Source organism: Devosia sp. MDV22-iso42, from assembly GCF_058629155.1.
In genome coordinates this window covers 830,864-851,694 of sequence record NZ_JBZVWR010000006.1, presented here as the reverse complement: position 1 = coordinate 851,694, position 20,831 = coordinate 830,864, and the positions used below count along the sequence as shown (strand labels likewise).

General features: G+C 64.2%; 20 protein-coding genes. 14 read left to right on the top strand and 6 right to left on the bottom strand.

Translation table 11 applies throughout. The features are described from left to right. Window positions 1–41 precede the first annotated feature (41 nt). Both AC4NN3_RS05800 and AC4NN3_RS05795 read left to right on the top strand, forming a co-directional pair. The gene (locus AC4NN3_RS05800; RefSeq protein ID WP_491926135.1) at window positions 42–2,993 is read left to right on the top strand and encodes an OmpA family protein; all 2,952 of its coding nucleotides are present in this window, start codon (window positions 42–44) and stop codon (window positions 2,991–2,993) included. A gap of 151 nt (window positions 2,994–3,144) precedes the next feature. Beyond that, window positions 3,145–3,696: a helix-hairpin-helix domain-containing protein gene (locus AC4NN3_RS05795; RefSeq protein ID WP_491926134.1), complete on the top strand. Its 552-nt coding sequence runs from the start codon at window positions 3,145–3,147 to the stop codon at window positions 3,694–3,696. A gap of 28 nt (window positions 3,697–3,724) precedes the next feature. On the opposite strand, the gene AC4NN3_RS05790 is transcribed toward AC4NN3_RS05795, so the two are convergent. Continuing rightward, a complete protein-coding gene (locus AC4NN3_RS05790; RefSeq protein WP_491926133.1) occupies window positions 3,725–4,657 on the bottom strand; it encodes an alpha/beta hydrolase in 933 nt (310 codons plus the stop codon). 256 nt (window positions 4,658–4,913) lie between these two features. Here AC4NN3_RS05790 and dapA point away from each other — a divergent pair, with 256 nt between their 5' ends. Continuing rightward, entirely contained in the window at window positions 4,914–5,789 is an 876-nt protein-coding gene (gene dapA / locus AC4NN3_RS05785) for a 4-hydroxy-tetrahydrodipicolinate synthase (protein WP_491926132.1), read from the top strand. Window positions 5,790–5,794: 5 nt separating this feature from the next. Continuing rightward, window positions 5,795–6,292, top strand: coding sequence for an SsrA-binding protein SmpB (gene smpB / locus AC4NN3_RS05780; RefSeq protein WP_193336317.1), 498 nt, complete (start codon window positions 5,795–5,797; stop codon window positions 6,290–6,292). A 44-nt stretch (window positions 6,293–6,336) separates the two neighbouring features. Here smpB and AC4NN3_RS05775 read toward each other — a convergent pair whose 3' ends face one another. After that, window positions 6,337–6,909, bottom strand: a complete 573-nt coding sequence (locus tag AC4NN3_RS05775; RefSeq protein WP_491926131.1) for a LabA-like NYN domain-containing protein — start codon at window positions 6,907–6,909, stop codon at window positions 6,337–6,339. A 225-nt stretch (window positions 6,910–7,134) separates the two neighbouring features. Between AC4NN3_RS05775 and rpoZ the strand changes: the two genes are divergently transcribed. The 10 genes from rpoZ (at window position 7,135) to AC4NN3_RS05725 (ending at window position 17,322) form a co-directional block, all read left to right on the top strand. Continuing rightward, entirely contained in the window at window positions 7,135–7,503 is a 369-nt protein-coding gene (gene rpoZ / locus AC4NN3_RS05770; RefSeq protein WP_193336315.1) for a DNA-directed RNA polymerase subunit omega, read from the top strand. Between the two features lie 273 nt (window positions 7,504–7,776). Continuing rightward, entirely contained in the window at window positions 7,777–10,062 is a 2,286-nt protein-coding gene (locus tag AC4NN3_RS05765; protein WP_491926130.1) for a RelA/SpoT family protein, read from the top strand. Continuing rightward, window positions 10,049–10,642: an orotate phosphoribosyltransferase gene (gene pyrE, locus AC4NN3_RS05760; RefSeq protein WP_491926129.1), complete on the top strand. Its 594-nt coding sequence runs from the start codon at window positions 10,049–10,051 to the stop codon at window positions 10,640–10,642. Before AC4NN3_RS05765 ends, pyrE begins: the two co-directional genes overlap by 14 nt. Then, window positions 10,639–11,055, top strand: a complete 417-nt coding sequence (gene acpS / locus AC4NN3_RS05755; RefSeq protein WP_491926128.1) for a holo-ACP synthase — start codon at window positions 10,639–10,641, stop codon at window positions 11,053–11,055. Before pyrE ends, acpS begins: the two co-directional genes overlap by 4 nt. A gap of 87 nt (window positions 11,056–11,142) precedes the next feature. Further along, complete coding sequence (gene lepB, locus AC4NN3_RS05750; RefSeq protein WP_491926127.1) at window positions 11,143–11,937, top strand: signal peptidase I; 795 nt, start codon at window positions 11,143–11,145, stop codon at window positions 11,935–11,937. Then, window positions 11,934–12,641 (top strand): ribonuclease III, encoded by a 708-nt coding sequence (rnc, locus tag AC4NN3_RS05745; RefSeq protein ID WP_491926126.1) that lies wholly within the window; start codon window positions 11,934–11,936, stop codon window positions 12,639–12,641. The genes lepB and rnc overlap by 4 nt, the downstream gene beginning before the upstream one ends. Continuing rightward, a complete protein-coding gene (gene era, locus AC4NN3_RS05740; protein WP_193336309.1) occupies window positions 12,638–13,561 on the top strand; it encodes a GTPase Era in 924 nt (307 codons plus the stop codon). The genes rnc and era overlap by 4 nt, the downstream gene beginning before the upstream one ends. A gap of 32 nt (window positions 13,562–13,593) precedes the next feature. Then, a complete protein-coding gene (gene recO / locus AC4NN3_RS05735) occupies window positions 13,594–14,301 on the top strand; it encodes a DNA repair protein RecO (RefSeq protein WP_491926125.1) in 708 nt (235 codons plus the stop codon). A gap of 442 nt (window positions 14,302–14,743) precedes the next feature. After that, window positions 14,744–17,014, top strand: coding sequence for a DNA topoisomerase IV subunit A (gene parC / locus AC4NN3_RS05730; RefSeq protein WP_491926124.1), 2,271 nt, complete (start codon window positions 14,744–14,746; stop codon window positions 17,012–17,014). Then, window positions 17,011–17,322, top strand: a complete 312-nt coding sequence (locus AC4NN3_RS05725; RefSeq protein ID WP_491926123.1) for a Dabb family protein — start codon at window positions 17,011–17,013, stop codon at window positions 17,320–17,322. The genes parC and AC4NN3_RS05725 overlap by 4 nt, the downstream gene beginning before the upstream one ends. Window positions 17,323–17,341: 19 nt before the next feature. Here AC4NN3_RS05725 and AC4NN3_RS05720 read toward each other — a convergent pair whose 3' ends face one another. The 4 genes from AC4NN3_RS05720 to hemB all read right to left on the bottom strand — a co-directional run bounded on the left by AC4NN3_RS05720 (window position 17,342) and on the right by hemB (window position 20,802). Then, window positions 17,342–18,331, bottom strand: coding sequence for an endonuclease/exonuclease/phosphatase family protein (locus tag AC4NN3_RS05720; protein WP_491926122.1), 990 nt, complete (start codon window positions 18,329–18,331; stop codon window positions 17,342–17,344). A 63-nt stretch (window positions 18,332–18,394) separates the two neighbouring features. Continuing rightward, on the bottom strand, window positions 18,395–19,123 hold the full coding sequence (locus AC4NN3_RS05715) for an arginyltransferase (protein ID WP_491926121.1): 729 nt from the start codon (window positions 19,121–19,123) through the stop codon (window positions 18,395–18,397). A gap of 59 nt (window positions 19,124–19,182) precedes the next feature. After that, a complete protein-coding gene (locus tag AC4NN3_RS05710; protein WP_491926120.1) occupies window positions 19,183–19,746 on the bottom strand; it encodes an RDD family protein in 564 nt (187 codons plus the stop codon). Between the two features lie 42 nt (window positions 19,747–19,788). Then, on the bottom strand, window positions 19,789–20,802 hold the full coding sequence (gene hemB / locus AC4NN3_RS05705) for a porphobilinogen synthase (protein ID WP_491926119.1): 1,014 nt from the start codon (window positions 20,800–20,802) through the stop codon (window positions 19,789–19,791). Between the last annotated feature and the right edge of the window lie 29 nt (window positions 20,803–20,831).

The window sequence follows — 20,831 nt, the reverse complement described above, 5'->3', positions numbered from 1 at the left end:
TCTAGCCTTGCGGCCAATGCGGGCAGCTCATCGGAATAGCTATGATTAGGGATCTCCTTAAGTGGATTGTGCCGGGGCTCGCCATCGTCCTGGGCGGTTCGACGCTGACCCTCGCAATGACTTCCGCCCGGATAGCCGGGGATGTGGCTTTCCAATCCACTGCCATGGTGCAGCGCGCCGGCTTTGATTGGGCCGAGCTGTCCTTCGCCACGCGCGATGTCACCCTGTCTGGCACCACGACCGATCAAGCCTATGTCGATGCAGCCGTGAAGCGCCTTGCGCTCATTCCCGGCATACGCAGTGTGCAGGCCGAGGCCACCCTGGCCCCGCCCTTGTCGCCTTTTCGTCTCGACGCCGCGTTGAGCGACGGCGCCATTACGCTTTCCGGCGGCGTGCCGGACGAGAAGACCCGAAAAGGGCTGCTTGCCCGCGCCAACCTGCAGCAGGGCGCGCTTGAACTGCGCTCCGGCATGCCCGACCGCCGCGCCTGGATTGCCGGCGCCCAGTTCGCCATCGACCAGCTGCGCTATTTCGACCAGGGCACAACCACGCTGGCCGACCTGACCGTCGACATCGCCGGCCGCGCCAGCTCCGAACGCGCCTATCGCGATCTGCTGGTCGTCATGCGCGCCGGTCCGCCCGCTGGCGTCACGCTGGGCAAGGTCGAGATCGTTCCGGCGCTGATATCGCCCTATCAGTGGAGCGCCAGCTCGGATGGGTCGCGTATCGAGATCACGGGCTACATACCCAATCACCTGCTGGCCGAGCGCTACCGGACGGCCGCGACCGGCGGCCTGCAAGTCGCCACCGGCCTGTCGCTGGGCTCTGGTGAACCGACCGGTTTTGCCGAGCTGTCCCAGACGCTTGTCGAACAACTCTCACGTCTTGAATACGGCAAGGCGAGCATCATTGATGGTCAAAGCACTTTGGCCGGCGCCCCTCGGACACTCGAAATCGCACAGGCCGTCACCGAGGCCCTGCAGCCATCCGGTTCCATCGTCGTGCTCGAGCCTCCGCGGATCGATGATTATTGGGTCAGCGCCACCTTGCAGGCCGGCGGCGCGCTGGTTTTTGATGGCTACGCCCCCGATGCCGCAACCCGCGACGGCCTGCAGCAGCGGCCGGGCGCCGACACCCAATATCTGCAGCTGGGGCGCGGCGCGCCGGAGCGCTACCAGTCGGCAATGGATTTCGGTCTTTCCGCACTCGCCCGCATGAGCGAAGGCCGCTTTGCCTTGCAGGAAGATCGGCTCACGCTCAGCGGCATCGCCCTGTCCGGTGATGATTATCAAGGCCTGCTGGCGGCCTTGTCGTCCGAGGTGCCGCAGGGCTTTAGCCTGGCGCCCTCGGAAATCCTGGCCCCCGCGGCGACGCCCTATCAATGGTCCGCCACCAAGCCTGCCACCGGCCCTATTACCCTCTCCGGTATGGTGCCGCAGCCTGATGCCAAACTGGCGCTTCTGGCGTCGGCCGGCCCCTCGGCGACCGACGCCCTGGCCTACGCCTCCGGTGAGCCGCGCAACTTCCTCGCCACGGCCCAGACAGGTATCGCGCTGCTGCGCTGGCTCTCTGACGGGCGGGTGGTCTTTGACGGCACCGGCTGGACCGTGACGGGATCGGCAAAATCCGCCATCGACAAGGCGGCCCTCGAGGCCGACTTTGCCTCGCGCCAACTGGCCGCTTCGGGCTGGTCCATGGCGGTCGCCAGCCCGCCGCCCGCTGTTGCCACCGTCGCTGCACCGGCCGCCGCGCCGGGAGCGGCCTATCGCTGGTCGGCGACCAAGCTGCCGAACGGCGCCATCACTCTGACCGGTCGCGTGCCGGCAGCGACGCTCAAGCGCATCCTGGCCGAGCGGGCAGGGGACGCGGTTACCGACGAGACCATCATCGATCCTGCCGCCCCTGACGGCTTTACCCAGGATGCGCTCGCGGCCATGAAGGCCTTGGCCAATGTCAGCGATGGTCTGACCAGTTTTGATGGTGACCGCTGGCGCATCGACGGCAATCTGGTCGAGGCGCGCAGTGCTGCCGCCATCGACACCGCCTTGGCGGGCGCCGCAACGCCTCTGGCCGACTGGCGCCTGACGCTGCTGCCGCCCCCCGCGACGCCCGAACCGGCGCCGGCCGCCCCCGATCCCGTCGTGCCCGAGCCGGCCCCTGCGGCGCCCTTGGTCGTGGCCTCGGCCGTTGAGCCACCGGCAACGCCAATGGCGGTCGATCCGGCCTATGCCTTTTCCGTCCGCCTGTCCGCGGACGGTAGCCTGATCTTCAGCGGCCAGGTGCCGAGCGACGCCGCCCTGCAGAGCCTCCTGGCAATTGCCGATGGCGATACGGCCGCGGTGAGCATCGCCACTGGAGCGCCGGACACCTTCCTTGCCAGTGCCGAAACCGGCCTGCTGGCCCTTCGGCAGCTGGGCGCCGGCGAGCTCAACTTTGCCGATAGTGCCTGGCAGCTGACCGGCATCGCCCCCGACGCCGCCGTCCGCGACGCCGTCACGGCGGCAGTGGCCACTGACACGGCCGCCGCCTGGTCCGTGAACCTTGAAATGCCCGCGCCCGCAGTGGCGGCGCCGGTTGCCGCACCCCCGCTTGCCGAGCAGTCCACTGCCAAGGTCGATGTCTCCGCCTGCGCCGGCCCGATCGCCGATTTTTCCGGCCGCAATGCCATCCTGTTCCAGTCCGGCGCCGCACTGATCGCCGATGCGTCGGAGCTGGCGCTTGATGAACTGATGATCCTGCTCAATGCCTGTCCCGAAGCGGTAATCTATGTTGAAGGCCACACCGACGCCGACGGCGATGCCCGGCAAAATCTGGGTCTGTCGGTCGCGCGCGCCGAAGCCGTGGTCAACGCCCTGACGGCGCGCGGCGCCAATCCGGCCCGCCTCTACGCCGTCGGCTATGGCGAGACCAGGCCCATTGCCGACAACGCCACTGCGGCAGGCAAGCGCCAGAATCGGCGTATTGTGGTAACGGTGAGCGATGCGCACTTCTAGGCAGGCGGCGCAGGGCGGAGACGGGCGATGAGCTGGGCGTCGATTGGCTTCCTGATGGCATATGACTGGCCCTATCTGCTGGCCGTGGCGGTGATCGGCCTGCTGGTCGGCTGGCGCAGCTTCAGCCCACCCAAATCGTGAGCGGCCAGCCATGCCCAGTTTGACCCATATCCTGGAAACGACCCTGCTGGTGCTGCTCGCCTACCTGCTGGGCTGCAGCATCGGCTATCTCGTCCATCGCGTGCTTTATGCGGCGCGGGGGACGCGACAGGTTCCAGCGGCCACTATCCCCGTGTCGCTCACCCCGACCTCTGCCGCGCCGCGAGCCCGCCGGACGATGACCCCGGCGGCGCGCCTGGCTTCCGCCGTATCTGACGACCCGGTCTCGCGCAATGCGCCGGCGCAGTCCTCTCGGGCTGAACCGGCGACGCCGGCCAGGTCTGCCGCCGGTCCCCGGCCGGACGCCATGGGCAGGCCGCGTGCTGGTGGCGCCGATGATCTCAAGCGGATCAAGGGCATCGGCCCCAAGCTCGAGGCCGCGCTCAACGCCCTGGGTGTCTATCACCTCGATCAGGTCGCGAGCTGGTCCGCGGCCAATGTCGATTGGGTCGACGGGCAACTGGCCCTCAAGGGACGGATCACGCGGGAGCGCTGGGTGGAGCAGGCCAAGGCGATCGTCAATGTCACCCGGCTGAGCGCCTGAGCGTTCATTCCGGCGGCCCGCACGGCCTCTAGGCCGCCCGGCCCAGCACCTTGGCGCTGGCGCGCGCGACGAAAGCGGCCACCGCGGCGATCTCCTCGCGCTGGTCGAACAGGGCAGGGGAGCCCTGTCCGGCAATGGTCAAGGCCAGCGCATCGGGGCGACGGCGGATCATCTCGTCAAAGGTCTCGCGGCGCAGCTGGTCGGTGAGTTGCGTGCGCAATAGCAGCAGCGGCGCGCAGCTGAGGGCGTCAAACAGCGGCCACGGGGCCATCAGCACATCATCGAAGTTGATCTCGGCCAGCGCCTCTATCAGCCGCGGATCGTAGAGCGGCCGGGCGCGTCCGCCCTTGTCGAGGAAATGGCTGCGCCCCACCAGGGCATCGAGCTGCGCATCGGGCAGGCCCGGATAGTCGCCGCCCAGGATGCGCCGGAATCCCGCTGTCACCGCCTTGCTGCCGCGCAGCCCCTCGACATGGGCCAGGTTGTTGCGCAACCGCACGATGCCGCGCGGATCGGTCACTGGCCCGGCATCGAGCAGCACCGTGCCCGCCACCAGCAGGGGATGCGCCGCTGCCAGCGCCATGGCGACCTGTCCGCCCTGGCCTTGGCCGAGCACCACCGCCCGCGCGATTCCCAGCGCCATCAGGATGGCGGCGACATCGCGCGCGTCGGTAAGCGTGTTGTAATCCTCAGCGCGGCGCCGATTGTCAGCCCTGCCACGCCCTGGCAGATCGAGCAGCACCACCGCCCCGTCGCCGACATGGGGAAAATAGCCGGCAAAGGCAGCAAAATCGCTCATATTGCGCTGGTAGCCGGGAATGCAGACGACCGGCAGCCGGTTCGACGCCAGCGTGCCGACGACATGCACTGCGGCAGCAATTCCCTCGGTCAGGCAGATGGAGGTGGTCGGCAGGCCGGAAAAGGCCGCATGATCGGCGGGCACGACTCTCGGTCGAGGCATGGTCAGGGCACCTTTGACTTTCGCCCATGGTGCGGCAGCGCTCGCGTCAGCTCAAGCGGTTTCGGCTTCGATGCGCCAGTTCGTGAGGCCGCCAGGCCACGAAAAAGGCCATTCCCGATAGCGCCGCGCGCAACTAGCCGTTGTGGACCCACGCGATAAAAACTATGGTGCGGCGTCCAAAAACCGGCGCAATAGCCGGATCAAACCATCGGCCCCGGCGCTTCCGGGGCACCCCAAACCGAGGAAATTTCGACAAATGCTGGCAGGATCGATTACGGCGCTCATCACTCCCATGGCCAATGGGATCGTCGATGAGAAAGCCTTCGCCAGCTTTGTCGAGTGGCAGCTTGCCGAAGGTACCCATGGTCTGGTGCCGGTGGGCACGACGGGCGAAAGCCCGACTGTCAGTCATGAAGAACACCGGCGCGTGGTCGAGATCTGCGTCGAGGTCGCCAACAAGCGCGTCCCGGTAATTGCCGGCGCCGGCTCCAATTCCACGGCCGAAGCCGTGTCCCTGGCAAAGTTTGCCGAGGCCACCGGTGCCGATGCGGTGCTGTCGGTCGTGCCCTATTACAACAAGCCCAACCAGGAAGGGCTGTTCCAGCACTTCTCCGCCGTGGCCAGCGCCATCGGCATTCCCGTCATTCTCTACAGCGTCCCTGGTCGCACCGTTGTCGATCTCAGCGTCGATACCATTGCGCGCCTGCACGAGGCCCATGCCAATATCATCGGCGTCAAGGATGCCACCGGCAATCTCGAGCGCGCCAGCATGCAGCGCAGCAAGCTGGGCGCCGATTTCATCCTGCTCTCGGGCGACGACAGCACCGCTTTGGGCTTCAATGCCCATGGCGGCCATGGCTGTATTTCGGTCACCGCCAATGTCGCCCCGCGCCTCTGTTCGCAGATGCAGGAGCTGTCGCTGGCCGGCAATTTCATTGCCGCCCGCGAGATCAACGACAAGCTGGTCTATCTGCATCGGGACCTGTTCATGGAGCCCAATCCCTCGCCGGCCAAGTATGTCGCCAACCGGCTGAATCTGTGTGCCAATGAAATGCGCCTGCCCCTGGTGCCGGTCAGCAAGCCGACGCAGGACGCCATGGACTTTGCAATTGCCCATGCAGGGCTTATCTAAGCCCCATGGCTCCAAAGAACGACAAAGCAAAGAACGGTGTGATCAGCCACGGTCTCGTGGCGGAGAACCGGCGTTCGCGTTACGACTACGAGATTGGTGAAACCTTCGAGGCCGGCATTGTGTTGACCGGCACCGAGGTCAAGTCTCTGCGCCTGGGCAAGGCCCAGATCACCGAATCCTATGCCTCGCCCGAAAAGGGCGAGCTCTGGCTGATCAACGCCCATATCCCGGAATATCTGCAGGCCAATCGCTTCAATCACGAGGAAAAGCGCCCGCGCAAGCTGCTGGTCTCGCGCAAGCAGCTCGCCCATCTGGGTGAGGAAGTCGCCCGCGCCGGCAATACCATCGTGCCGCTCAAGCTGTTCTTCAACGATCAGGGCTTTGCCAAGCTGCTGATCGGCGTCGGCAAGGGCAAGAAGAACTATGACAAGCGCGAAACCGAGCGCAACCGCGACTGGAACCGCGACAAGTCGCGCATCATGAAAGAGGGCGGCCGGGGCTAGTCGCCACCGCCGCCCTTGGCGATCCGCTCAGGGCACCGTCACCGCTACTCCGCGTCGTCCGTGACGGGTGCAGCAACCGGCCGCGTGCTCGGTGGCCGTCCCACTGTCTTGGCCAGATCGGCGACATCGATGAAGAAATCGGCCTGCCGACGCAGATCGTCCGAAATCATCGGGGTCGACGTGGTCAGAGTTGATACGACGGTCACCCTTTTGCCCATGCGCTGCAGCGAGGCCACCAGCGCGGTAAAGTCGCCATCCCCGGAAAACAGCACCATATGATCGTAGTGGGGCGCGAGTTCGAGCGCATCCACGCACAGCTCGATATCCATATTGCCCTTGACCTTGCGGCGGCCGGCAGCATCGGTGAATTCTTTGGCTGGCTTGGTCACCACCGTAAAGCCATTGTAGTCCAGCCAGTCGATCAGCGGCCGGATGGAGGAATATTCCTGATCTTCCACCAACGCCGTGTAGTAATTGGCGCGCAGCAGGAAGGCCTTGGCCTTGAACTCGGCCAGCAGGCGCCGATAGTCGATGTCGATCCCGATGGCCTTGGAGGTCGCGTAAAGATTGGCACCATCGATGAACAGAACGATTTTTTCGCGGGCGTCGATGGTCATGGCAAATCTCTCAATATGGTGCCGCAGGGCCGAATCCGGCGCGCGTCAGGTCGTTAGTTTAAATTCCGCAGAAAGTCTAATTAATCGGTGATGTCATGTTTTTGTGCCCATGACAAGATGATGCCGATTTTCGTGACCGATTGGAGGTACAGGGCACGCCATCCTTGTGCCGGGCAGGGCGCTCGTGTATGGGAAGCGCTCATTCCATAAATTTTGGAGACGTCCGTGGCCCGCGTCACCGTTGAAGACTGCATTGAAAAGATCGAAAACCGCTTCGATCTCGTTCTCATGGCCGCCCATCGTGCGCGCATGATTTCCTCGGGCGCCCAGATCACCGTCTCGCGCGACAATGACAAGAATCCCGTTGTTGCCCTGCGCGAAATCGGCGACGGCGCCATCTCGCCCGACGATCTGCGCGAGGATCTGATCCACTCGCTGCAGAAATATGTCGAAGTCGACGAGCCCGAGAGCCATGCCGCGCCGCAGATCGAAAGCGCTGGCGCTGATGATTCGATGAGCTTTGACAGCATGAGCGAAGAAGAACTGCTGCGTGGCATCGAGAGCCTGGCGCCGCCGGAACGCCGCGACGACTAGGCACCGCGCTCTCGCGCAAAATCGCCCCGGTGGAGCGATTTTAGGTGGCCAGGCCATGAGCGCTGTGCGCGAATGGCCCAGGTCCTCCGCAAGCACGGTCCATTTTCACCCTCGGCGCCAGCCGGGGGTGTTTCGTTTCTCGGGTGGGGCGGATAGCCGCGATGGCGCCGGGCTTGGTTTTGCTGGCCGGCCACGCACTTACTTGCCTCCGCGCACCTTTCCCATTTTGTTTCAACGCGCTAAGCTTTCCTTTCCGAGCGAGCGACCAATCCCATGATGCGTCAGTACGAGCTTGTCGAACGCGTTCAGGCGTATAACCCGAACGTCGACGAGCAGTTGTTGAACAAGGCCTATGTCTACGCCATGCAGAAGCATGGCTCGCAGAAGCGTGCCTCGGGCGACCCCTATTTCAACCATCCCCTCGAAGTGGCGGCCATCCTCACCGAGCTCAAGCTCGACGACGCATCCATCGTCGTTGGCCTGCTGCATGACACCATCGAGGATACCGACGCCACCCGGGCCGAGATCGACCAGCTGTTCGGCGCCGAGATCGGCGCCATCGTCGATGGCCTGACCAAGATCGAACGCCTCAACCTGGTCTCGCGCGAAGAGGCCCAGGCCGAGAACCTGCGCAAGCTGCTGCTGGCCATCAGCCAGGACGTCCGCGTGCTGCTGGTCAAGCTCGCCGACCGCCTGCACAATATGCGCACCCTGCAATACATGCCGCCCGAAAAGCGCACCCGTATTGCCCAGGAGACCATGGATATCTATGCCCCGCTCGCCGGCCGCATGGGTATGCAGGACATGCGCAGCGAGCTGGAGGACATTTCCTTCAAGATCCTGCAGCCTGAGCACTATCAGGCCATCGTTGCCCGGCTCGACGAGATGCAGGCCACCTATCGCGAGACTATCGCCACCATTTCTACCGAGCTGAGCGAGCGCCTCTCTGCCGAGGGCATCACCGCCCGGGTCAAGGCGCGGGTGAAGTCGCCCTTTTCGATCTTCAACAAGATCGAGCGCAAGTCGATCGCCCTAGAACAGCTCTCCGACATGATCGGCTTCCGCGTCATCGTCGGCTCCACCGACGAGTGCTATCACACGCTGGGCGTGGTCCACACCAAGTGGAAGGTCGTGCCCGGCCGGTTCAAGGACTATATCTCGGTCCCCAAGCACAACGACTATCAGTCGATCCACACCACCATTGTCGGCCCCGGCCGCCAGCGCGCCGAGCTGCAGATCCGCACCGAGGAAATGGACCGCATCGCCGAGTTCGGCATTGCCGCCCATGCCCTCTATAAGGATGGCGCATCGGCCGATCTCAGCCGCATCGAGAACGAGTCGCACGCCTATGGCTCGCTGCGCTCCACCATTGCCCATCTGACGGCCGGCAATTCCACCGAGGATTTCCTCGAATATACCAAGCTCGAGCTGTTCCAGGACCAGGTGTTCTGCTTCACCCCGCGCGGCCGACTGATTGCCCTGCCGCGCGGCGCCACGCCCATCGATTTCGCCTATGCCCTGCATACCGATATCGGCGACACCACCGTGGGCGCCAAGATCAATGGCGCCATCCTGCCGCTGGTGACGCAGCTGCGCAGCGGCGACGAAGTCGAAATCATCCGCGACCATAACCACATGCCGCCCATCAACTGGCTCGGCATTGCCGCCACCGGCAAGGCCCGCGCCGCCATTCGCCGCGCCGTCCGGCATGCCGCGACGCAGCGCACCTTCGCTTTGGGCGAACACGTGCTCAACATGATGCTCGAGCGTGAAGGCGTCATGCTCGACGATACCGAGGCCAAGGCCCTGGCCGAGGCCCTCGGCATGGCCAGCCGCCGCGACCTGCTGATTGCCGTGGGCGAAGGCAAGATCGGCGCCGAGCCGCTCGCCACCGAACTGGCCAGCATCAAGGGCCTGCGCAAGCGCCGCCGCAAGCTCGATCTGCCCGTCGCCGACACCGCCGATGGCTGGTTCGCCCTGCGCTCCACCGATCTGTTCCGCTTCCGCGTGCCGGGTGGCCAGCGTTCCGGGCCCAATGCCAAGGCGGCGCTGTCGCAGCTCGATTTCCATATCGGCGTCACCGTCTCGGCCGAAGGCGTGGTGCCCGGGGATCGCCTGGTGGGCATCCTGCAGCCCGATCTGCCGATGCAGATCTATCCCATTCATTCCGAGGCGCTGATCGACCTGCATGACAGCGATGTCGCCTGGGTCGACGTCCGCTGGAACCTGGCCGGGCGCGAAGATCGCCCCTATGCCACCGTCATCTCCATGGAAAGCGTCAACAAGCCCGGCTCGCTGGCCCAGATTTCCGCCGCCATCGCCGCCTGCGACGCCAATATCAACAATCTGGTGATGCGGATGATTTCGCCCGATTTTCACCAGATGATCTTTGAAATCGAGGTGCGCGACCTTGCGCAGCTGACCGATGTTCTGGCAACGCTCAAGCGCAGTCCCGGCCTTTCCGCCGTGCAGCGCGCCGGTCTGCGCGAGGCATCCATGATTTCCACGCTGGAATGGGACGGCAAGGTCGACAAGAGGTTTAGCGATGACAAGAGATGACGTGCTGGCGATCTTCAAGGAATGCGGCGCCATGCTCGAGGGGCACTTCATCCTGTCCTCCGGCCTGCGCTCGCCGGTCTTCCTGCAGAAGGCCAGGGTATTTCAGTATCCGGCCCAGACCGAAAAGCTCTGCAAGGCGCTGGCCGCCAAGATCCATGCCGATGGCTTCGGCGATGTGACCAAGGTCGTTTCCCCGGCCATTGGCGGCATCATCCCCGGCTACGAAACCGCCCGCCATCTTGGCCTGCCGGCCCTCTATACCGAGCGCGTCGACGGCCAGTTCGAACTGCGCCGCGGCTTCGAGATCGCCCCTGACGACAAGATCATCGTCGTGGAAGACATCGTCTCCACCGGCCTGTCCATCCGCGAATGCGTCGCCGCTTTGCGCGCCATCGGCGCCAATGTGGTGGCCGCTGCCTGTCTCATCGACCGCTCCGGCGGCGAGGCCGATGTCGGCGTGCCGCTGGTCAGCCTGATCGAGTTCAAGGTACCCGCTTATCCCGCCGATCAGCTCCCCCCCGAACTGGCCGCCATTCCGGCCGTCAAGCCCGGCAGCCGCGGCATTCAGGGGGTCAAGTGATCATCGGCCTGGGCTCCGACCTCATCCAGATCGACCGCGTCGCCAGGACGCTTGAGCGCTATGGCAGCCGCTTCACCCAGCGCTGCTTCACCGAGATCGAGCAGGCCAAGTCCGACCGCCGCGCCCAGCGCGCCGCTTCCTATGCCAAGCGTTTCGCCGCCAAGGAGGCCTGTTCCAAGGCCCTGGGCACCGGTTTGAGCTGGGGCGTCTACTGGCGCGACATGGGCGTGGTCAACCTGCCCTCGGGCAAGCCCACCATGGCCCTGACCCATGGTGCCGCCGCCGCGCTGGCCCGCCTTGTGCCGCCCGGTCACCGTCCCCACATTCACCTGACCATCACCGACGATGCCGGGCTCGCCCAGGCTTTCGTCATCATCGAAGCGCTGCCTGTCACCGCCGCCGAAATCGCCTAGCCGCTGCAGGTTGCCGCCGCGGCCAACGCAATTGACCCGGCTGGCGCAAGAGACTAACCCTGCCGCACGATCAATCTGGGGAAACCTATGAGCCAGCCCGCCGACAAATCTGCCCACAAGTCCGCGACCAGTGAATGGCTTGAGACCATCATTGTCGTGGTCGAGGCGCTGCTGATCGCCATCGTGCTGCGCTCCTTCCTCTACCAGCCCTTTTCCATCCCCACCGCCTCGATGCAGCAGACGCTGATGATTGGTGACTACTTCGTCGCCAACAAGTTCGTCTGGGGCTATGGCAAGCATTCCTTCTCGCTGGGCCGCTATGGCAATTTCACCGCGCTCGATTTCGAGCTGCCCATTGCCAACCGCATCCTCGGCCGCGACCCCAACCGCGGCGACATTGCCGTCTTCCGCCCCGTGCCGCAGGATGTCGAATACATCAAGCGCATTGTCGGCCTGCCGGGTGACCGCATCCAGATGAAGGAAGGCCGGCTCTACATCAATGACGTCATGGTCGAGCGCGAAGCTATCGGCACCGCCACCGATACCGACAGCTCGGCCCAGTCGGTGGAAGTCACCGTCTATCGCGAGACCTTCCCCGAAGGCACCACGCACACCATCCAGGAAATCGCCGACAATGGCCCGCTCGACAATACCCAGGTCTATGTCGTTCCCGCCGGTCACTACTTCATGATGGGCGACAACCGCGATCGCTCGGCCGACAGCCGCGTTCTCAGCCAGGTCGGCTACGTGCCGGCCATCAACCTGATCGCCAAGGCCGAGGCCCGCTTCTTCTCCATCACCGACAATATTCCGCCATGGCAGATCTGGCAGTGGCCCGCCAATGTCCGCTGGGATCGCATGTTCCAGTCCGTCGACCGATGAGCCGTGGCGCGCGCGATCATGAAAAACTGCAGTTCCGTCTGGGCTATCGCTTTGCCGATCCGGGCCTGCTCGATCGCGCGCTGACCCATTCCAGCGCCGTCTCGCCTGCCAGACGCATCGAGCAGTCCTATCAGCGCCTCGAATTCCTCGGCGATCGCGTGCTCGGTCTGGTCGTCGCCGACATGCTCTATCGCCGCTATCCCAAGGCCAATGAGGGCGAGCTCAGCCGCACGCTCAATACGCTCGTGCGCAAGGAAACCTGCGCCGTCATTGCTCGCACGCTCAATCTGGGCGCCGAGATGATCCTGGGCGAGAGCGAGGCCCGCACCGGCGGCGCCGAGAAGGAAGCCATTCTCGGCGACGTCACCGAAGCCGTCATCGGCGCCATCTATTGCGACGGCGGCATGGGCAAGGCCTATGAGTTCGTCGAAGCCATGTTTGCCGAATTTCTCGCCGACGGCCAGGCCAACAAGCCAGATGCCAAGACCGCTCTGCAGGAATGGGCCCAGGCCCGCGGTCTTGAGCCCCCCACCTATATCCAGGTCGCCCGCACCGGTCCCGACCATGCCCCCGAATTCACCATCGCCATTGCCCTGGGCGAGTTCGAACAGTTGAGCGCCATCGGTCCTTCCAAGAAGATCGCCGAACACAAGGCGGCCGAACTGTTCCTGCTCACCCATAAGGTGTGGAAGGAAAGCAAATGAACACACCCGAACAACTCTCCGATACCTCCTGCGGCTTCATCGCGCTGGTCGGCGCCCCCAATGCCGGCAAGTCGACTTTGCTCAATTCCCTGGTCGGCACCAAGGTGTCCATCGTCACTCACAAGGCGCAGACCACCCGCAGCCAGGTGCGCGGCGTCGTCACCCAGGATCAGGCGCAGCTGATCTTCATCGATACGCCCGGCATCTTTGCCCCCAAGCGCCGGCTCGACCGCGCCATGGTGCAGAGCGCCTGGGGCGGGGCAGGGGATGCCGATATCGTCGGCTTCATCATCGATGCCGAGCGCGGTATCACGCCTGATCTGGAATCGATGATCGAGGGCCTGGGCAATATCAACCACCCCAAGATCCTGATCCTCAACAAGATCGACACCATCAAGAACGAGGCGCTGCTCGAGCTCAGCCAGACCCTCAACGCCAAGCTGCGCTTCGAGGCCACTTTCATGATCTCGGCTCTCAAGGGCTATGGCGTGTCCGATCTGATGGCCTGGTGCATCAAGCACATTCCGCCCGGCCCCTGGCACTTCCCCGAGGATCATCTCACCGATCTGACCATGGCCATCACCGCGGCCGAAATCACCCGCGAAAAGCTCTTCCTGCGCGTGCATGACGAGATCCCCTATAACTGCACGGTCGAGACCGAGAGCTTCAAGATCCAGCCCAATGGCTCCTACAAGATCGACCAGGTGGTCTATGTCACGCGCGACAGCCACAAAAAGATCGTGCTCGGCGCCGGCGGCCAGACCATCAAGGCCATCGGCCAGGAAGCCCGCAAGGAGCTGATGGAAATGTACGAGGTGCCGATCCACCTCTTCTTGTTCGTCAAGGTCCGCGAAAAGTGGGGCGACGACCCCGAGCGCTATCGCGAAATGGGTCTCGAATATCCCCATGGCAAGGACTAGCGTCACCCTCGCCCCTTTGGGGAACTGACGAGATGGAGTGGACAGGCGAAGCCCTGCTCATCGGCGTTCGCCGCCATGGCGAGAGCAGTGTCATTGCCGAGGCCATGGTGGCCGGGCGCGGCCGTTGCCTGGGCCTGGTGCGCGGCGGCCGCTCGACGCGCCTGGCCCCGGTCCTGCAGCCCGGCAATACCATCCAGCTGACCTGGCGCGCCCGGCTGGAGGACCAGCTCGGCCAGTTTATCGTCGAGCTGCTGACCGCCCGCGCCGCCGAACTGGTCAATGACCGCACCCGGCTCTATCTGAGCCAACTGGTCTGCGAACATCTGCGCCTGCTGCCCGAGCGCGACCCGCATGATCGCCTGCTCGGCATGGCCCTGCGCCTCATCGACAGCCCGCCCGACGGCGTCGCTCTCGTCCAGTTCGAACTCGCCGTGCTCGACGATCTCGGCTTTGGCCTCGACCTCAGCCAATGCGCCGTCACCGGCACCACGGAAGACCTGACCCACGTCTCGCCCAAATCGGGCAGGGCGGTCTCCCGGGCCGCCGCTGCGCCCTATCTTGATCGCCTGCTGCCACTGCCCAGCTTCCTGACCACCCGCGGCAATGCCAGTCCGCATGACATCGCCGACGCGCTGAGCCTCTCCAGCCATTTCCTGCAAAGCCGCGTCTTCAGTCCCCGCGACCTGGCGCTTTCGGCCACCCGTGACGCTCTGGTAACGGCCCTGACGCAGGAGCAATGATCCGCGGGGCTCCTTATCGCGATCGGCTGATGGCCCGCGCGTCGGGCTCTGCTTCTTGCTCCGCTTATCCCCGTCCGTTCTGACTATGGCATAATGCCCCCATCACCCCACGCGACGGCCTGCAGGCGAACAGTGGTGGGGTGGGCCGGGTGGCGGTTTTGCCTCTTCCACAGGTTCCACGTTCGGTAGCGACAGGGCGAGCGACCCCTAGGACCGGACAGTTCCAAAAACCGGCACCCCGAGGCGGCTTCCGTCTCATTTTTTAAATTTACCAGAGGCGAAAGAGGCCTCGGGGTCCGTCCACCTATGACAACCGCAGTCAGGCGGCGCTTCAGCATGCCGAAATTCGTGTAGAACCTGCCGTTTTCCGCCACGGATTCCCGGAATCTACCGCAGCCCGGCTATACTGATTTCCTGATTCGTTCTCCTGGAATGCATGCCAATGGCCGACACCGATACCCTGCCACCTGCCGATGACCAGCGCGTCGTCGACCTCAAGCAGGCGCTTGAGGAGCGGTACCTTTCCTACGCCCTCTCCACCATCACCCAGCGTGCGCTGCCTGACGTCCGCGACGGCCTCAAGCCGGTGCATCGCCGCATCATCCATGCCATGCGCCTGCTCAAGCTCGATCCCGGCCAGGGCTACAAGAAGTCCGCCCGTATCGTCGGTGACGTGATCGGTAAGTTCCACCCCCATGGCGACCAGTCGATCTATGACGCCCTGGTCCGCCTGGCGCAGGATTTCGCCCTGCGCTATCCCCTGGTCGACGGCCAGGGCAATTTCGGCAATATCGACGGCGATAACGCCGCCGCCATGCGCTATACCGAAAGCCGCATGACCGACGTGGCCATGCGCCTGCTCGAAGGCATCACTGAAGACGCCATCGACTTCAAGGCCACCTATGACGGCGAGGACGAAGAGCCCGTCGTCCTGCCCTCCAACTTCCCAAATCTCCTGGCCAATGGCTCAACCGGCATTGCCGTGGGCATGGCCACCTCCATCCCGCCGCACAATGTCTATGAGCTCTGCGAAGCCGCGCTGCACCTGATCAACGTCAATCCGGACGCCACCGCGCTCGAGCTCACCCAGTTCGTCAAAGGCCCCGATTTCCCCACCGGCGGCATCATGGTGGAGAGTGCCTCCTCCATCGCCCATTCCTATGCCACCGGCCGCGGCTCGTTCCGCTTGCGCGCCAAATGGGAAATTGAGGAAACCGGCCGCGGCGTCTATCTGATCGTCGTCACCGAAATTCCCTATGGCATCCAGAAGTCGCGCCTGGTCGAAAAGATCGCCGAACTGCTGCTGGCCAAGAAACTGCCTTTGCTCAAGGATGTGCGCGACGAGAGCTCGGACGATATCCGCCTCGTGCTCGAGCCGCGCGCCCGCACGGTCGACCCCGTCATCCTGATGGAACAGCTGTTCAAGACCAGTGATCTGGAAACCCGCTTCCCGCTCAACCTCAACGTGCTCGATCGCGGCGCCGTGCCCAAGGTCATGGGCCTGCCACAGGCGCTGCGCGCCTGGCTCGAGCACCGCAAGGAAGTCCTGGTCCGCCGCTCCAACTACCGCCTCGGCCAGATCGCCCACCGCCTCGAAGTGCTGGGCGGCTACATCATTGCCTATCTCAACCTCGACGAGGTGATCCGCATCATCCGCGAGGAGGATGACGCCAAGGTCAGCCTGATGGCGACCTTCGAGCTCTCCGACGTGCAGGCCGAAGCCATTCTCAACATGCGCCTGCGCTCCCTGCGCAAGCTCGAGGAAATCGAGCTGCGCAAGGAACACGACAACCTGACCAAGGAGCAGGGCCAGCTCGAAGGTCTGCTCGCCTCTGACAAGCGGCAATGGGCCTCCATCAGCAAGGAAATCGAGGCACTCAAGAAGGCCTATCCGCTGCTCGAGGCCGATGGCATCACGCCCCACAAGCTGGGCGCCCGCCGCACCATTCTCATGGACGCGCCCAATGCCGACCTCTCCGAGGTCACCGAAGCCTTTATCGAGCGCGAGCCGATCACCGTCATCCTCTCCGAAAAGGGCTGGATCCGCGCGCCCAAGGGGCACTCGGACGACATCGACGACAAGGCCTTCAAGGCCGGTGACCGGCTCAAGCTGGCCATCAAGTGCGAGACCACCGACAAGCTGCTCATGCTCACCACCGGCGGCAAGGTCTATACGCTGGGCGGCGACAAGCTGCCCGGCGGCCGCGGCCAGGGCGAGCCGGTGCGCATCATCGTCGACATGGAGGAAGATCAGGATATCGTCGATATCTTTGTCTACAAGCCGGGCCAGAAGCGCGTCATTGCCTCGGCCGGTGGCTATGGCTTCATCGTCAGCGAAGACGAGATGATCGCCAATACCCGCAAGGGCAAGCAGGTGCTCAACGTCACCACGCCTGACGAGGCCGCCCTGATCGTGCCGATCAATGGTGACCGCGTCGCCGTCATCGGCCAGAACCGCAAGCTGCTGGTCTTCCCGCTCAGCCAGCTGGCTGAAATGGGCCGCGGCAAAGGTGTGCGGTTGCAGAAATACAAGGATGGCGGCATTTCCGACCTCAAGACCTTCTACGCCGCCGATGGCCTGACCTGGATGGATTCATCGGGTCGCACCTATACCAAGCCGATGGAAGAACTTACCGACTGGCTGGGCGACCGCGCCACGGCCGGCCGCCAGCCCCCCAACGGCTTCCCTCGCAACAACAGGTTTGTCGGATGATCCGCCACTGCGTCTTCGTCAAGTTCCGCGCCGACGTCACCCCCGCCGAGAAGGCCGACATCTATGCCGGCCTCAATGCGCTGGTAGGCCAGATTCCCGGCCTGCTGCGGGCCGATTTCGGCCCGAACATCTCGCCCGAGGGCGTATCCCAGGGCTTTGATGATGGCTTCATCATGGATCTGGCCGATGCCGCCGCCCGTGATCGTTACCTGGTCGACCCCGCCCACAAGGCCGCCGGGTCGCGCCTCGTCGCCGCCCTGCAAGGCGGCCGCGACGGCATCATGGTGTTCGATCTGCAGGTCGACTAAATCGGCCACGCCTGTGAGGTCACTGCACCGAAAAGGTGAACACCACCGGCAGGTGGTCGCTGGCGGTCCGGCCGCCGGCATGCAGTTCATGCACCACCACGCCGCCCCGCACCATCACATGGTCGAGCGGCAGGAACGGGATCGCATCGCGCCAGGCACCGAAATAGTAAAGGCGCATCGGAAAGGTCACCAGGTTGACCGTCTCGCGCACCAGTCCATTGGCCGCCACGAAATTGCGCAGCGCATAGGACCAGGCCGTTGAGTTGAAGTCGCCCGCCACGATCAGCGGCCCCTCGATGCCGGCAAGCACTTCCGATAGGCCCGCCAGCTGATCGCGCTGCCGTTCCACCGGCAGGGGCCAGTCCATATGCGTGGTCAGCAGCGAAAACGACTTGTCCCCGGGCGTGCTGAACTGTGCCAGAATATGCCCCGTCCGGTTGGTCACATAGGCATTGTTGGGGCAGGCCCCATCCTGCGCCTGGTCGAACGGCAGGCGGGAATACAGCCCCAGATTGGCGCGCTTGCCGCCCAGGCAGCGCGCGAAGAACGGGTAGCTGGCCAGCAGCAGCGGATGCAGGTCCGTCGCCTGCTCGCCGAAATATTCCTGCAGCACGATGATGTCGGGGTCCTCGGCGGTGATCGCCGCGGTGACCTGTGCCATGTCGTAGTTGAGGCCGAACAGGTTATGCGTCATCACCGTCACGGTGTCCGACGTCGGTGCCGGCGGTCTGGGCTGCATGCCGGCGATGAATTCCGGAACCATGACATTGGCCGAAGCCGCCAACCCCATGAAAGCATAGATGACGGCAATCTCGCGGACCTTGCCGCGCAGCGCCAGCGCGACGATCACCAGCCCCAGCACGGTCGCCGGGAACAGCAGGATCTGGGCGTGGTTGAGCAGGTCGAAGACCGGTACGGCAAAGCCGAACAGCGCGGCCAGGGCCAGGGACGCAGCCAGCAGGGCCCCAGATACGAGGCAAAACCGGATCGTCAGCAGCAACAGGGGCATGGGCAATCCCGTGAGAATGGTGGAACCGCTCTCGGGGAGAGGTGTGGCTCAAAGATGGCGGGTTCAGTCCAGCAGGCACCAGCCGAGCGGCCCGCGCTGCACCTGCAGCGGTGCAAACTGCACCTTGTAGGCCATCTTGGGCGAATCCTTCACCCAATAGCCAAGATAGACATAGTCGAGCGCCGCCGAGCGGACCTGGGCAATATGGTCCAGAATCAGAAAGGTGCCGAGGCTGCGCTGCGCCAGGTCGGGATCGTAGAAGGAATAGACCATGGAAAGCCCGTCCGGCATCACATCGGTCAGCGCCACGGCCACCAGTCTCTGCTCGGGGTCGTCGCGCAGTCGGTATTCGATCAGCACCGATTGCACCGGGGTGTCTTCCACCATGTACTCGTAGTCGACAAAGCTCATCTGCGTCATGCCGCCGCCGGCATGGCGCGATTCCAGGTAGCGCTTGAACAACTCGTATTGTTCGCCGGTCGCCACGGTGGGGCGCACCTCGATACTGACGTCTTCATTGGTCCGCAGCACGCGGCGATAGCGTTTCGAAGGCTCAAAGGCATCCGCCACGATCCGCACCGACTGGCAGGCATTGCAGCCTTCGCAGGCCGGCCGATAGATCAGGTTCTGGCTGCGCCGGAAGCCGTTCTCGCTGAGCAGGTGATGCAGGTGCGCCGCCCGCCTTCCGGTCAGGTGCGTGAACAGCTTGCGCTCCTGCTTGCCCGGCAGATAGGGGCAGGGCATGGCCGCGGTAAGGAACAGCTGGGTGGTGTCGGGCGTCTGGTCGGTCATCCGAGACCCTTGAGTGCAATCAGGAGATTGTACGCCCCCCGATCACCCGCGGCAACGGTTCAATATGCCTCGTTGGTGCGCGCCGAATGATTGCGCCAGTGCCGCTCCATTGGCGACCGCCGTAGCATCAGTGTGCCGGTGATCAGGTCATGCAGCATCTGCCGGCGCGGGGTGAACAGGGCAAACAGCAGCGAGACCGGCCAGGAAATCCAGGTGGTGATCCAGAACACGCCGGCATGGATGATGGCCATCCAGCCGTCCAGCGGCTGGCCGCGCGTCGGCGTCAGCACGATATCCATGGCCTGCATGCCCCAGGTCGCCCGCTTGGGAGAGCCCAGCGTAATGCCATAGTAGAGCACGATGGTCGCTGGCACGACCAGGGTCAGGGCCAGCCAGGCCAAGCCGAAGGTCAGGAAGCCGGCAATCAGTCCCACCAGCGAAAAGGCCAGGATCATGGCTCCCATCACCAGCAGGTCGATGCAGAATGCGGCAACGCGCCTTGTCAGCAGGCCCTCGAACAGTTCGGGAGCGCTTTGCGGGTCAGGCAGGGCAGGGCGGAGCGTATCGGTCTGGTGCATGATCAAAACATTGTCATGGCAGAGGGCCAGCGCAAGAGGCTGCATGTAAAATCCTGCCCACCCCGGCAAGCCTGCTGTCCACGGAGCCTACTGACCAAGCTCCCGCGCCACTTCGAGCGCAAAATAGCTCAGCACGCCATTGGCGCCCGCCCGCTTGAAGGCATGCAGGCTTTCCAGAATCGAGCCCTTGCGGTCGATCGCCCCCGCGGCAGCGGCCAGCTCGATCATCGCGTATTCCCCGCTCACCTGATAGGCGTAGATGGGAATGTTGAAGCTGTCCTTGGCCCGGCGTACGATATCGAGATAGGGCATGCCGGGCTTGACCATGATGCTGTCCGCGCCCTCGGCAATGTCCTGCTCGATCTCGCGCAGGGCTTCATCGGAATTGGCATAGTCCATCTGATAGGTGCGCTTGTCGCCCTTGAGTCGGCTGCCCGAGCCGACGGCCTCGCGGAACGGTCCATAGAAGAACGACGCATATTTGGCCGCATAGGCCATGATCTGGGTCTGCTCGAAGCCATTGTCGTCCAGCGCTGCACGGATGGCGCCGACCCTTCCGTCCATCATGTCCGATGGCGCAATGATATCGGCGCCGGCCCTGGACTGCACCAAAGCCGATTTGATCATCACCCTCACCGTCTCGTCATTGAGGATTTCCCCGTCCCGCACCAGCCCGTCCTGGCCGTCGCTGGAATACTCATCCAGCGCCACATCGGCGATCAGCCCGATCTCGGGCACCGCGCTTTTGATGGCGCTGAGCGCCCGGCACATCAGATTGTCCGGATTGTGGGCCTCGGCGCCGTTTTCGCTGCGCAGGTGGTCGGGCGTATTGGGAAACAGCGCCAGCGCCGGAATGCCGGCGTCCCGCGCTGCCCGGGCCGCCTCGACGCACAGGTCGACGCTCAGCCGCTGCACGCCCGGCATGGTGCGGATGGCGGTCTTCTCGTTATGCCCCTCGATGACAAAGAGCGGCCAGATCAGGTCGGACGGTGTCAATGTAGTTTCACGCACCATGGCCCGGCTCCAGGCCGTTCGGCGCGTGCGGCGCAGCCGCTGCCCGCCGAGAAAGTCCATATCGTGCTTCTGCCACTGCTCGGCCATCATCGTCTCCTGTATTGCAGGGGGTTTAT

Bases quoted from the DNA above. Each gene is read 5' to 3' on its own strand.
- AC4NN3_RS05800 (WP_491926135.1), top strand. From the start codon at position 42: ATGATTAGGGATCTCCTTAAGTGGATTGTGCCGGGGCTCGCCATCGTC.
- AC4NN3_RS05795 (WP_491926134.1), top strand. From the start codon at position 3,145: ATGCCCAGTTTGACCCATATCCTGGAAACGACCCTGCTGGTGCTGCTC.
- AC4NN3_RS05790 (WP_491926133.1), bottom strand. From the start codon at position 4,657: ATGCCTCGACCGAGAGTCGTGCCCGCCGATCATGCGGCCTTTTCCGGC.
- dapA (WP_491926132.1), top strand. From the start codon at position 4,914: ATGCTGGCAGGATCGATTACGGCGCTCATCACTCCCATGGCCAATGGG.
- smpB (WP_193336317.1), top strand. From the start codon at position 5,795: ATGGCTCCAAAGAACGACAAAGCAAAGAACGGTGTGATCAGCCACGGT.
- AC4NN3_RS05775 (WP_491926131.1), bottom strand. From the start codon at position 6,909: ATGACCATCGACGCCCGCGAAAAAATCGTTCTGTTCATCGATGGTGCC.
- AC4NN3_RS05765 (WP_491926130.1), top strand. From the start codon at position 7,777: ATGATGCGTCAGTACGAGCTTGTCGAACGCGTTCAGGCGTATAACCCG.
- pyrE (WP_491926129.1), top strand. From the start codon at position 10,049: ATGACAAGAGATGACGTGCTGGCGATCTTCAAGGAATGCGGCGCCATG.
- lepB (WP_491926127.1), top strand. From the start codon at position 11,143: ATGAGCCAGCCCGCCGACAAATCTGCCCACAAGTCCGCGACCAGTGAA.
- rnc (WP_491926126.1), top strand. From the start codon at position 11,934: ATGAGCCGTGGCGCGCGCGATCATGAAAAACTGCAGTTCCGTCTGGGC.
- era (WP_193336309.1), top strand. From the start codon at position 12,638: ATGAACACACCCGAACAACTCTCCGATACCTCCTGCGGCTTCATCGCG.
- recO (WP_491926125.1), top strand. From the start codon at position 13,594: ATGGAGTGGACAGGCGAAGCCCTGCTCATCGGCGTTCGCCGCCATGGC.
- parC (WP_491926124.1), top strand. From the start codon at position 14,744: ATGGCCGACACCGATACCCTGCCACCTGCCGATGACCAGCGCGTCGTC.
- AC4NN3_RS05725 (WP_491926123.1), top strand. From the start codon at position 17,011: ATGATCCGCCACTGCGTCTTCGTCAAGTTCCGCGCCGACGTCACCCCC.
- AC4NN3_RS05720 (WP_491926122.1), bottom strand. From the start codon at position 18,331: ATGCCCCTGTTGCTGCTGACGATCCGGTTTTGCCTCGTATCTGGGGCC.
- AC4NN3_RS05715 (WP_491926121.1), bottom strand. From the start codon at position 19,123: ATGACCGACCAGACGCCCGACACCACCCAGCTGTTCCTTACCGCGGCC.
- AC4NN3_RS05710 (WP_491926120.1), bottom strand. From the start codon at position 19,746: ATGCAGCCTCTTGCGCTGGCCCTCTGCCATGACAATGTTTTGATCATG.
- hemB (WP_491926119.1), bottom strand. From the start codon at position 20,802: ATGGCCGAGCAGTGGCAGAAGCACGATATGGACTTTCTCGGCGGGCAG.